This window comes from Mycobacterium hackensackense, from assembly GCF_025822555.1.
In the GTDB taxonomy this organism is placed as follows: Bacteria; Actinomycetota; Actinomycetes; order Mycobacteriales; family Mycobacteriaceae; genus Mycobacterium; species Mycobacterium fluoranthenivorans.
In genome coordinates this window covers 39,308-51,138 of the sequence record NZ_JACKUC010000022.1, presented here as the reverse complement: position 1 = coordinate 51,138, position 11,831 = coordinate 39,308, and the positions used below count along the sequence as shown (strand labels likewise).

Annotated in this window: 11 protein-coding genes and 1 pseudogene; 5 read left to right on the top strand and 7 right to left on the bottom strand. The window is 67.5% G+C overall.

The features are described 5' to 3' along the window. Positions 1-754 (bottom strand): annotated as a pseudogene (locus H7J86_RS01395) (HNH endonuclease); the annotation flags it as partial. A gap of 487 nt (positions 755-1,241) precedes the next feature. On the opposite strand from H7J86_RS01395, the gene H7J86_RS01390 reads away from it, so the two are divergent. Both H7J86_RS01390 and H7J86_RS01385 read left to right on the top strand, forming a co-directional pair. Continuing rightward, entirely contained in the window at positions 1,242-1,577 is a 336-nt protein-coding gene (locus tag H7J86_RS01390; RefSeq protein ID WP_267288902.1) for a hypothetical protein, read from the top strand. 83 nt (positions 1,578-1,660) lie between these two features. Further along, complete coding sequence (locus tag H7J86_RS01385) at positions 1,661-2,338, top strand: hypothetical protein (protein ID WP_267288900.1); 678 nt, start codon at positions 1,661-1,663, stop codon at positions 2,336-2,338. Positions 2,339-2,361: 23 nt separating this feature from the next. Here the strand turns inward: H7J86_RS01385 and H7J86_RS01380 are convergent, their stop codons facing one another. Next, on the bottom strand, positions 2,362-2,772 hold the full coding sequence (locus tag H7J86_RS01380) for a transglycosylase family protein (protein WP_276064891.1): 411 nt from the start codon (positions 2,770-2,772) through the stop codon (positions 2,362-2,364). 466 nt (positions 2,773-3,238) lie between these two features. Between H7J86_RS01380 and H7J86_RS01375 the strand changes: the two genes are divergently transcribed. After that, entirely contained in the window at positions 3,239-3,994 is a 756-nt protein-coding gene (locus tag H7J86_RS01375; RefSeq protein WP_267288898.1) for a class I SAM-dependent methyltransferase, read from the top strand. On the opposite strand, the gene H7J86_RS01370 is transcribed toward H7J86_RS01375, so the two are convergent. Further along, positions 3,987-4,523, bottom strand: coding sequence for a TetR/AcrR family transcriptional regulator (locus H7J86_RS01370; RefSeq protein WP_090364496.1), 537 nt, complete (start codon positions 4,521-4,523; stop codon positions 3,987-3,989). The two genes, H7J86_RS01375 and H7J86_RS01370, sit on opposite strands and share 8 nt — an antisense overlap. Positions 4,524-4,584: 61 nt before the next feature. Between H7J86_RS01370 and H7J86_RS01365 the strand changes: the two genes are divergently transcribed. Then, positions 4,585-5,781: an MFS transporter gene (locus H7J86_RS01365; protein ID WP_267288896.1), complete on the top strand. Its 1,197-nt coding sequence runs from the start codon at positions 4,585-4,587 to the stop codon at positions 5,779-5,781. Positions 5,782-5,823: 42 nt separating this feature from the next. Next, a complete protein-coding gene (locus tag H7J86_RS01360) occupies positions 5,824-6,720 on the top strand; it encodes an alpha/beta fold hydrolase (RefSeq protein ID WP_267288894.1) in 897 nt (298 codons plus the stop codon). Positions 6,721-6,735: 15 nt separating this feature from the next. Here H7J86_RS01360 and aceA read toward each other — a convergent pair whose 3' ends face one another. The 4 genes from aceA to H7J86_RS01340 all read right to left on the bottom strand — a co-directional run bounded on the left by aceA (position 6,736) and on the right by H7J86_RS01340 (position 11,816). Further along, on the bottom strand, positions 6,736-9,027 hold the full coding sequence (gene aceA, locus H7J86_RS01355; RefSeq protein WP_267288892.1) for an isocitrate lyase ICL2: 2,292 nt from the start codon (positions 9,025-9,027) through the stop codon (positions 6,736-6,738). A gap of 86 nt (positions 9,028-9,113) precedes the next feature. After that, the gene (locus H7J86_RS01350) at positions 9,114-10,142 is read right to left on the bottom strand and encodes a zinc-binding alcohol dehydrogenase family protein (protein WP_372517202.1); all 1,029 of its coding nucleotides are present in this window, start codon (positions 10,140-10,142) and stop codon (positions 9,114-9,116) included. Further along, the gene (locus H7J86_RS01345) at positions 10,135-10,980 is read right to left on the bottom strand and encodes an SDR family oxidoreductase (RefSeq protein ID WP_267288910.1); all 846 of its coding nucleotides are present in this window, start codon (positions 10,978-10,980) and stop codon (positions 10,135-10,137) included. Before H7J86_RS01345 ends, H7J86_RS01350 begins: the two co-directional genes overlap by 8 nt. Further along, entirely contained in the window at positions 10,980-11,816 is an 837-nt protein-coding gene (locus H7J86_RS01340; RefSeq protein ID WP_090364505.1) for an alpha/beta fold hydrolase, read from the bottom strand. The genes H7J86_RS01345 and H7J86_RS01340 overlap by 1 nt, the downstream gene beginning before the upstream one ends. Positions 11,817-11,831 lie beyond the last annotated feature (15 nt).

The window sequence follows — 11,831 nt, the reverse complement described above, 5'->3', positions numbered from 1 at the left end:
TCGGCAGCGGTGCCCCACTCAGGCCGCCGACATGCAGGGGCGGGTCCACATAGACCGGCCATGCGGTGTCGGGGCGGGGATCGATCACCTCGGCCAACGCATACAGCTGCGGGGCGACCTTCTTGACCACGTACGACGACGGGACGAGTCGCCCTGTGGCGTCGCGGGTTTCGGCCGGGGCGAACATGCCCACGGTCTCGGCGGTCGGGGTGGCCCGGTTGATGGTCAGGTAGCCGTTGGTGTGGGCCAGCATCACCGTATCGGCCGGGGTGCGCACGAAGGTGGTGACCATCCGCACCCCAGCAGGAGTGTTGATGCGGGCCACCGTGCGGGTCCCGGTGGCGGTGTTCTCGGCCAGCATGTCGAACCCGGCCCCGGTATCGGGGTAGACCACCTGCCCACCGGAGGTGTGCTGGGCAGCACCCAAACCTGCGGGCAGCACCACCTGCACCGGCCCGGCCGCAGTGTTGGAGGTCAACCCGGCAACAGGGTCGGTCGGCAAGCCCGCCGCACGCTGCCCCGCCGTCAACGCCGAATCGGTCACGGTGACGGTGCTGGATCCACTGAATGCGGCCAACGCGGCATCGGCGAATCCTTGAGCCAGCGACACTGACCCCGCACCGGGCCGGTCACGGTCAGAAAGCCAGTGCACCCCGCCCACGGTGAGCGCCACCGTGACGATCAACGCGAAGCTGACCTGCCACCACCGACCGACACTCCACCCCGACCGGTCACCCGGCAGAAAATCCCCCACGACCATTCCCCCCACATCAGATCCCCGGCCCGTCAGCTACGACGGGTCTCTGCAAGGTGTAGTCGGGAACCAGGCTCGAAACCGAACGCCCCACCAACCGTGACCTCGCTCACAGCAACGCTCAGGAAGAGCGCAACCCAGGACGGGAACCCGCCTGCGCGACTTTCATCATTTCCACCGAAAACCACTGGACCGGGCGAAAAGTACACGCAGTTACATATATCGGACTGAAATATCAATCACCAGCCATGCCACGACAACGAGCAACATCTGATGCCACCGTCATCGGCGCACACCGACCCGCCACACACCCGACCATCCACCGCGACCGGGCGCACCACGCGTGCACGTGCGGTGACAAACATGTGGGGTTGCGCAAGCCGGCGCGCGTCCGCCAAACGGGGGGACTCGGCGGCCCCCGCGCCGTCCCCGATCGGGGGAGATCGTTAGGTGCCTACCCGGGGGGTGTAGGCAGACAAAAGGCCTCGTGGCGCCGGCAATCGTCGGGAAATCGATGACGGGCCTCGGCGGCGCAACCCCGGCGGCCGGCGTGTTTGTGCGTGGAATGGGCGCCCGCGAAGTCGGTATCGGGCTGAGTGTGCTTGGTGCCGAGCGTAATCGTTCATCGATCAGACCGAACCTGCTTGCGGGCCTGATCACTGATGGCGGTGACGTAGCGGCGATCATCATCGCGTGGCGTCAGCTACCGCCCGTCGAAAGGGCATTGGGCCTGGCGCTTGCCGTCGGCGCCGGAACTGTCGGCGCCGCGCTGCTGGCCGTCACACCTGGATCGGAACATCGTCCTGTCAGCTTGCCGCGTTGACCATCGAGGACTTCGTGCGGTCTGGCGCCAGGCGCCACCTGGGCTGTCGCGGTGGCCGACCGGTGTGCGAAAGTACCCGTTCAATGGACATGTTGATTCGACGCGGAGCCGCAATCGTCGCCGTGCTCGTCACGGTCGGCTGTTCAGCAGAGCCTGCTCATCACGCGTCCATCATGGACGTGCTCGCCAATCCGAGTTCGAGCGCCAAGCCCACACCGACGGCTGCGGCGCCGGTGGCCGCACCTCTGGGTACCGCCGAATCCGCGCGGGGGATGACAGTGACGCCGCGAGCGGACAATCTCGTGCTGACCCACCAAAGTCAGAGTGACCAACTGGAACTCGGCATCGAGATCTCGATCAGCGGTGCCACCGCACCGCTGGAGACCACCGGTTTCAACGCCGGCCTGCGTCTGGACACCGGCAACGGCGAGGAACTGCGCCCTGTGCCGCCGGCCGTGCTGACGATGCCACCGTTGCCATCCCCGGTCAGCGGTGACGCTGACGGTTGGGTGTTCTTTCACGTCAAGCCCGACGCGCAGCCGACGCAGCTGCGGTTGATGGCGGCCGCGGCGGCCAGTTACTACGGTCCGTCTGGACAGCCGATCGGCATCTGGACCATGCCGGCCACGTTACCGAGCCCGGCACCGGCGCCTGAGCCGGTTGCGCCCGAGCCTGCCGCCACCGACCCGGGCAACGCGCCCAGGACCGGCCCCCACCCGCGCCACAATTCCCCGTTCTGCCGCCTCACACACCTGTGCTGACCGATCAGTCGTGAGACACGCTGTCAGGTAAAGGGTTTGAGGACCTCTGAGCACAGGTGCGGCAACCGACCGACCGGGATCCAGGACACCAGAAGCCGACATGTGCTGACTGCCTGCGCCACTGGCCCACCGCACACCGGCCATGCCCCGATGCCTTGGGTTTGCAGCACATTTCGGGCCACTCTGATCTGTTCGCCCCGGCTTGCCGCAGACGGCGAGCCGACACCGCCATTGGACGCCCACGTGGACGGCGTGAACTGCAGACCGCCGTAGAAGCCGTTTCCGGTGTTGGCGGCCCAGTTTCCGCCCGATTCGCACTGCGCCATGGCATCCCAATTGGGTTCTGCATCGGCGACCGGTACCGCCACGTTCAACGGAATGACACCGATCGCACCACCCACTGCGCCCGCCATGAGGGCCGTTCGCACGCTCATCCGAGTCTTCCCCTTAGACCTTCTGATCGATAACGGTGTGGTCGAGAAATATTCATTACTGCTGGCGTGTGTGGAGTTTACGGATGAGGCGAAAGATAAACAGACTGGCGGCTGATACTTAGTGTGCTCTATGGGTTGTATTACTTCTTGTGGGGCTGGTGAGTATGGAGCTCGGGGTCGGCTAATCGCGCCTGCGCGCCGCGATCAGCCCAGTTCAGGTGCGTGATCACCCACACGGTGACACCTCTTCGTTCCGCCGAGACGGTCCGCGCGCAGAATTCGTTTCCTCATGATTGGCTGCTTCGGCGAAATTGTGATGAATGAGGTTCGTGTGATTAATTGTGCCTGTGTGACCAATGTGGCCACTGTGGTTTGGGCTGATTTCGGTTCGGCAACTCACCGATCACGATCGCGAATGCAGCACGGCCCCAGCGTCGTCACAGGGCTGCTCGGTACCGTCGGCCACATGCCGCCGTCCACCCGCCTGTTCACCGATCGTCGACGAGCCAATTCGTTCGGCGGGGCCGCGCAGCGTTACGACGCGCACCGGCCTGGCTACCCCGCACCGTTGATCGACGATCTACTCGCCACCGGCGCGAAGACCGCACTCGACGTCGGTGCCGGCACCGGCAGGGTCGCGCGCCAACTGGCCGACAAGGGGGTGCAGGTCCTCGCCGTCGAACCCGACGAGCGGATGGCCGAATTCGCCCGGGCCAAGGGAATCGAGACCGAGATCGCGACCTTCGAGACCTGGGATCCGGCCGGCCGACGATTCGATCTGGTCACCTTCGCGGCGTCGTTTCACTGGGTGGACCCGGCCGTCGCCCTGCCGAAGGTGACCGAGATCCTCAGCGAGCGAGGCAGATTGGCACTGCTGTGGAACCGGCTGCGCGCCGAGCGCCCCATCGGCATCGAGATGGACGATATCTACCGGGACCACCTGGAGGTCGCCGCCTACTCCCGCACGAACGACACCGACGGTGTCACCGACGCACTCAAGGCGGCCGGCTTCGGCGTCGCGCTCACGGAGTATCCGCGCACCCTGCAGTTCGTCGGTGAACAGTGGATCGAGCTGCTGTTCACCTACTCGAGCTTCCTGACCCTCGACGAGGAAGCGGGCATGGAACTGCGTCGCCGGCTGGCCGAGCGGATCGGCTCGCGCGAACTGACCGTTGTCGGTGATTCGCTGGCGATCGTCGCGACACCGCTCGGTCTCAGGTAGCGATTCCGGTGATCCGGTCGATGACGGCAAGGAGTTCGTCGTCGCCGGCGGACGGGTCCGGACGCCCGTCGACCGAGCGGTACAGCGCGTTGTAGTACAGGCCGTCGCCGATCAGTTTGACGGCCCGGGCCATGGCGAGATCGCCCAGGGTGGCGTGCAGCAGGGCCAGCCAATTGTTCGATGCCTCTTCGATGGCGGCGCGGGCACGCGGATTGCCTGCCTGCTGTAGTCGCGAGACGGCGACGAGCACCCGATCCAGGGCGGTTCCCTCATAGCGTGAGGTGCGCACGTAGTAGCGCGCCGGACCCTCGGCCGCGCTGCGCATCTCATCGAGATCCTCGGCGGCCAGCGCGACCAGCCGTTCGCACAATGCGTTGCTGAGTTCGTCCTTCGCCGGAAAGTGGTAGAGCAGGCCGCCTTTGGACACGTTCGCCTTGGCCGCGACGGCATCGAGCGTCGCGTACCGCTCACCCTCGAGTGCCAGTAACTCCTCATACGCGTCGAGGATGCGGTCACGTGCCGAACTCATCGCCAGAGCCTAACGGTAAATCGATTCCGTACTGTACCGTCTGGACGGTACAGTTCCGCAGGTGAAGGTGTATGCAGGTCTGTTACGGACGCCGGCCGTGCTGGCCGTGGTGGCATCGCAGACGTTCGCGCGGTTGCCGATGGGCATGCTGTCGCTGGCGGTGCTGCTGCACATTCAGGCGAAGACCGGGTCGTATGCCCTGGCCGGAGCCGTGGTGGCCACCGTGAGTGTCACCGAGGCGATCGCCATGCCTGTGATCGCGCGACTCGCCGGCAAGGCGAGCAGAACGGCGACCTTGATGATTGCGGCCGCGGTGAACGGTGTCTCGCTGGTGGCCCTCGCGGTGGCGGGGACGTCACCGGTGGCGCTCGTGGTGCTGGGGATGCTGATCGGCGCGTCGGTACCCCCGCTGGCGCCGGTCGTCCGGTCGCTGTACCCATACATGGTGTCCGGGCCCGGCCTGCGCGCATTGTTCGCACTGGACACCACCGCCCAGGAAGTGTGTTGGGTCGTCGGGCCGCTTGCCGTGACGGTCCTGGCCTCGACGCTCTCGACCGCGCTGCCGCTGGTCGTGGCGGCGGTCATCACGGTGGTCGGGACGGTGTGGTTTCTGTTCAGCGCCCGCCGGGTGCGATCGGTTGCCGGAGGTGGTGGCACGCGCTTCGGCGCGATCCTGCGAAACCGGGCAGTCGTGCTCGCCATCGCCGCCAGCCTGCCGTTGATCGCGTCGTTCACCGCCCTCGAAGTGGGTGTCGTCGCCCGCTACGGCGTCGGGAGCCCCATGACCGGCGCGGCGATCGCGGTGGCCAGCTTCGGCTCGCTGGTGGGTGGTATCACGTTGGGGCACCGCACAATCGGCCTACGCGGCCTGTCCGCGGCACTCACCACGGTCGCCGTCGGGACCGCACTGTTCGGGGTCATCGAGCAGCACGGGCTCGCACTCGCGGTGCTGTTCGCGTCGGGTCTCGGATTCGCGCCCGCGCTCTCGGCGCTCTATCTCATGGTGTCGCGCGGGGTCGTTGAGCACGCCACGACGGAGGCCTTCGGGTGGCTCAACAGCGGAACGCTGATCGGCGGCGCGGTCGGTACGGCCAGCGCGGGGCTGGCCACGGATGCGCATGGTTTCGTCGGGGCCATCGTGGTGTCGGTGGCACTGGCGGCGCTGGCCGCACTCAGTCCGGTGATCGCCCGCGCGGGTGGCCCGTTGGTGGGGTTGGGCGATGAGCCCGCGGCCGACCTCGTGCAGTCCTCGATATGATCGCCGCGAGCCGCCGGTAGCGGCCCACAGGCTGGGGGACTGGTGAACACAGAGCTCGACCCGGATGAGGCACGCTCGGGCGTCGAACCGCCCGTCGAGCCGAGAGTGCGCCGGGCATTCGGGCTGCTGGAACGGTTCGCACCGGGCTGGGGCGCCCGCTGGGCGATCGAGCTGTGGTGCACTCCGCCGGAGGTCGATCTGAGCCAGCGCATGCCCCCCGGAGTGCCGCCGAGTCAGCCGATCGAAGCCGAGTGGGACGGCCACCGGATCGCCGGGGAGGCGTGGGGTGACGGTCCGCCGGTGTACCTGGTGCACGGCTGGGGCGGCTGCCGGGCGCATATGGGCGTCTTCGTCAAACCGCTTGTCGCGGCCGGATATCGCGTTATCGCCTTCGACCTGCCCAGCCACAACGACTCCGAACCCGGAGCGCTCGCAGCGGGGCGGACCACCATCCTGGAGTGCGCCGAGGCAGTCGGCGCCGTGGTGCGCGAGCACGGTGCCGCCCGCGCGATCGTCGCCCACTCCCTGGGTGCCAAGGCCGCCGCACTGGCCGTAGCCCGGGGGACATCGGCCGAACGCCTGGTCTTCCTGGCGCCGATGGGTGACTTCTCGCTCTACCTCGACCTGTTCGCCGACCGGCACGGCTTCGGCCCACGCATCCGCAGCCGGCTGCACCGCCGCCTGGACCGCCGTCTCGGCATGCCGCTGTTCGACACCGACATCTCGGCGATGGCGGCCCGGGCGGACAACCCGCCGCTGCTCCTGGTGCACGACCCGGACGACCGCGACAGCCCGTACGAGACGAGCCGCGGCATCGCCGCGGTATGGCCGTCGGCGAACCTGATCACCACGCGGGGACTCGGACGCCTGGCGCATTACCGGATCCTGCGGCACCGCCCCGCGCTGAACGCCGCAGTCGAGTTCCTCACCGAGGGGTGAGGGCTGGGGTGAGACTCAGTCCTCCTTGCGGATCAACCTGCCCAGCGCCACCCCGTCGGAGCTCAGCAGTTCATCGATGCGGGACTGATTGACATCGGCGACGATGATCTCGCCGACCTCCTGATAGACGTTGCTGAAGATGCCGTGCTTCTTCATCTTCTCGGTCTGATAGATGTTGTCCTCGGTGGGCGTCACGTAGTAGACGATCTCCGGCTTGAACCGGTGGATGAGCCACAGGTGGATGACATCCATCAGGCGCTTCTTGCGCAGCTTCTCGGCGTAGGTGTTCTGGTCCCGCACGGTCAGGATGTTGCGGCCGTGCCGGTCCTTGATCGGATCGACGACGACATCGGCCAGCTTCTCCTCACCGTCGCCGTAGATGCCGAGCTCCAGCACATCCGAACCGGCGCGGCGCGGGCGCAGCTGCACGCGGAGTTTCTCGCCGAGCTGGTAGTGCTCGCTCCACACCGCCAGCCAGTCCTCCAGCAGCTTCTTGGGCACCTCGGTCTGCACCAGATGCTGATGCTGGGTGGAGCCCTTGCCCATGGACTTGGTGGTGGCGGTACGCCCCGACGACGCGGCCAGCGCGGCATCGCTGCGCGGCCCGCCGACCAGGGTTTGCGGTGTGCGGTAAGGAGATTCGACCAAACGCATCTTGCGTTGCAGCCGGGCCAGCGCCAGCATGCCGTCCTGGCGCAATGCCGTCGCGAACTCCTCGGCAGCCACGCCGTCGATCTGGTGACCGCCGTAGGTCATGAAGTTGAAGACGAACCCGAGCTTGCCGATCTCCTCGGGGAAGGCCCGCATTTCGTCATCGCTCATCCCGGTGGTGTCCCAGTTGAACGACGGCGACAGGTTGTAGGCCAGCATCTTGTCCGGATACACCGCGTGGACGGCGGTGGCGAACTCACGGGCATCGGCCAGGTCGGCGGTCTTGGTCTCCATCCACAGGATGTCGGCGAACGGCGCGGCGGCCAGCGACTTGGCGATCGCGTACGGGATGCCGCCACGGATCTGGTAGTAGCCCTCCGGCGTCTTCACCCGCTCCGGATCCCACGCCACATCGGCGCCCAGTTCCTTGGCCTTCTCCTTGGCCACATACAGCGGAGCGGTCTTGGCGAACTTGCGCCATTCCTTGGCGCTCATGGCGGGCTGATCGCCCTCGCGCTCCCGGAACTCCAGCAGGTCGGCCACCGCGTCGCCGTAGGTCTGCAGCCCGGCATCGTCCTGCCAGGCATCGACGAACGCGGACTCGACCTTGTCGAACAGCTTGTCCAGGGATTGGCGCGAGTTGTCCTTCCACGACGCGGCAGCGTCGGCGACCAGGCGCAGGATGCCCCGCTGGTCCAGCCAGGCCTCGGCGGTGGCGTACTCACCGTCGGGCAGCGCATACAGCTTGTGCCCGTTGATCTCGGTGACACCGAGGTCGTAGAAGCGCCGCGTCAGCGCCAGGAAGCAGGACTTGTACGACGGGATCTTGACGTTGGTGACGCCCAGCAGGAACGGCTGATCACGCTCATCAGAGCGGCCGTCGATGAGGTTGGCCGCCTCGGCGTCGGTGCGGGCCACGATGATGCCGGGCACCCGCATGATGTCGAGCTGGAAGCGGGCGGTGTTGAGTCGCTTGATCTGCTCGTCCGACGGCACCAGCACCTTGCCGCCCTGATGGCCGCACTTCTTGGTGCCGGGACGCTGGTCCTCGATGTGGTAGCCCGGTACGCCCGATTCGACGAAGCGGCGAATGAGGTTGCGCACGTGGGGATCACCGCCGTGGCCGGTGTCCGCGTCGGCGATGATGAACGGACGGTAGTCCACCGGCGGCGGCGCTGCCGCAAGCTGTTCGGGGGTCATCTGCAGCCGCAGGTAATGCTGGTTGCGGTCGGCGGTCAGCAGGGCGCGCACCAGTCCGGCGGCTTCGTCGGGCACCTGGCTGAGGGGATAGCTGGCGAGGTCGGGTCCCGGGTCCTCGCTGATCGACCCCTTTGCCGAGGTGGCCCAGCCGCCGAGGTAGATGCCCTTGATGCCCATCCGTTTCATCACCACGGCCTGGCCGGGCGAGTAGGGGCCGAAGGTGGTGATGCTCTTCTTCTGGCCGAACAGTTCACGCAGGTACGGGAAGAAGGCCGTGGCGGCCTCCCGCGCGACCGGGTAGTCCGACGGGATGGTGCCGCGTTGCTCGACGACTTGGCGCGCCGAGTAGAGCCGGGTGATGCCCTCGAAGCGCTCGCTGTCGAAATAGGCCTGGGTGGCTGCGACGTCATCGTCGAATGCCGAGGTGGAAGTCACGTTGTTTTCGATCGCGGTCATATCAAGCGCTCCTCGTCGAGCTCGGGTCTGGATCCATCATTGCCGCCCGCGCGGGCCGTCGGACCCAGTTCGCTGAATTCATCTCCTCATCCGACACGCAACACCGCCGCACCGGCGATCCGCCCCGCACTCAGATCGTCCAGTGCGGCATCGGCCCGGTCCAGCGGATATTCCGGACCGCTCACCTCGATGCGGTGCCGGCCGGCGAACGCCAGGAACTCGCGTGCGTCGGTGCGGGTGTTCGACGTCACCGAACGTACCTGGCGTTCCTGGAAAAGATGCCGCTCGTAGTTCAACACCGGGATGTCGGTGAGGTGGATTCCGGCGATGGACAGCGTGCCGCCCCGGTCGAGCGCCTCCAGCGCCGGCAATACCAATTCACCCACCGGCGCAAAGAGAATCGCCGAATCGAGGGGTACGGGTGGGCGGTCGGCGGGGCCTTGGGCCGACGCGGCACCCAGTGCCATCGCGAGTTCCTGGGCTTGGTCACCCCGGGTCATCACATGCACCTCGGCGCCCTGGGCCAGGGCCACCTGGGCGGTGATGTGCGCGCTGCCGCCGAACCCATAGATACCCAGCCGCCCGCCCGGCGGCAGGTCGGCGCGCAGCAGCGACCGGTAGCCGATGATGCCCGCGCACAGCAGCGGGGCGAGCTCGGCGTCGGTATAGCCCGATGGCAAGTGGTGCACATATGGCGCTGGTGCGGTGACGAATTCGGCGTACCCGCCGTCGGCATCCCAGCCGGTGTAGCGGGACTGCGGGCACAGGTTCTCCCGGTCTGCCAGGCAGTACCGGCAGGAACCGCAGGTGTGCCGCAGCCAGGCCACGCCCACCCGGTCGCCGACGCCGAGGTCGGTGACCGCAGGTCCGGTGGCCACCACCTCGCCCACCACCTCGTGCCCGGGGGTGACCCGGGGCCGGTGCACCGGCAGGTCACCCTCGGTGACGTGCAGGTCGGTGCGGCACACGCCGCAGGTGCGCACGGCGATCAGGACCTCATCACCCGCCGGCTCGGTGACGGGGGTTGTGACGAATTCCAGAGGTCGGGTGCTCAGCGGCCCGGGCTTACGGACCCGCCATGCCTGCATGGTCTGTACAGCCATGGTGTCAAGCATGCCCCGGACCGCGGGCGAAGCGCCACAGGTAGCCCGGCAGCCGGCGCAGCGGCAGTGTCCGCGGCCAATCGTCGGTGCGGAAGAAGGCATCCGTGCCACCGTCGACGAAAATGATGCTGCCGCAGAGGAAATCGGCGGAATCCGACAGCATGAAGCAGATCCAGTCGGCCAGCTGGCCGGGGTCGCCGAAGCCACCGACGGGAATCGGGAACCTGCGCACCGCCGCACCTTCCCTGGGCGAGGCGAGCTGCGTTTCCAACAGCGGGGTCATGATCGCCCCCGGCGCCAGCGCGTTGAGCCGAATCCCCGCACCGGCCCATGCCGGTGTCATCGCCTGCCGGCGCACCCACCGGCTGACGGCGGTCTTGCTGGCCGAGTACATCAGCGCCGAACCGTTGCTGCCGAGCAGCCGGATGCTGCGCACCGCTCTGTCGGTGTCGTGCGCGAGCAGTGCATCGACGGTGCGACGGGGCACCGCGGGCACCGTGGTGGTCGAGTTGCTGGCCAGCACCACGACTTTGGCGCGGTCCGCCGCGGCCAACGCCGGACGCCAGGCGGTGAGCGGCTCGACGACACCCAGGAAGTTCACCTCGGCGATCAGCCGGTTGCCGGCGCCCGGGCCCAGTCCGGCCGCCAACACGGCACCGTCCAACACGCCACCGGCCGCGGCCAGCACCTCGTCGGCCGCGGTTTGCCGGCCTCGCGGTGTGGACAGGTCGGCGATCACCTCGGCGTCGTGTAGATCGACGCCGATCACGGTGTGCCCGCGGGCCCTGAGCTTCTGGGCGGTGTGATAACCCATCCCGGATGCCGACCCGGTGATCGCGTAGGTACCCATCACCGGGCCAGGAACGCCAGCACGGTGCTCTCGAATGCGGCCTTGGCTTCGATCATCGCCCAGTGCCCGCAGTGCGGGAAGACGTGTAGTTCGGCATGCGGGATGGTGCGCATGGGGATCAGGGCCATGTCCAGGGGGCTGACCCGGTCGTCACGGCCCCAGGTCAGCAAGGTCGGCGCGGCCACTTTGTGCATCTGTGCCCACGGCATCGGCGCGTCGGCGGCCCGCATCGCCTTCATCATCCCGGCGAAGGCGGCCTTGCCGTACATCCGCCGTGCCGCGGCAAGGGTGTCGGGATCGGTGGCCAAGTGCCAGCGCTCCTCGATCAACTCCTCGGTCACCAGCCGCTCGTCGTACACCATCGAGCGCAGCCAATCGACCAGCCGCTGGCGGGTCGGATCCTCGGTGAACTCTTGTAGCAGACGGATACCCTCGCTGGGGCCGGGGGAGAAGATATTGGTGCCGATACCACCGATGGTCACCAACTTGCCGACCCGCTCCGGGTGGTGGATGGCGAAGTTGATGCCGACGCCGCCGCCCATCGAGTTGCCGATGATGTCGGCCCGATCCACCCCGAGCGCGTCGAGGAACGGGGCCACCGCCGCCTGCGCCGTCACCATCGGGTGCCCGCCCACGTCGGGGCTCACACCGAAGCCGGGAAACTCCAGGATCAGGCAACGGTGGTGCGCCGCGAACGCCGGCAGGATCCCCCGAAAGTTGCGCCAACCGGTGACACCCGGGCCGGAACCGTGCAGAAACAGCAGCACCGGACCGCTGCCGCTGTCGTAATAGCGCAGCACACCCTGCGGTGTCTGAATCTCCCGTAGCTCGGTCATACCCCCAACATAGGA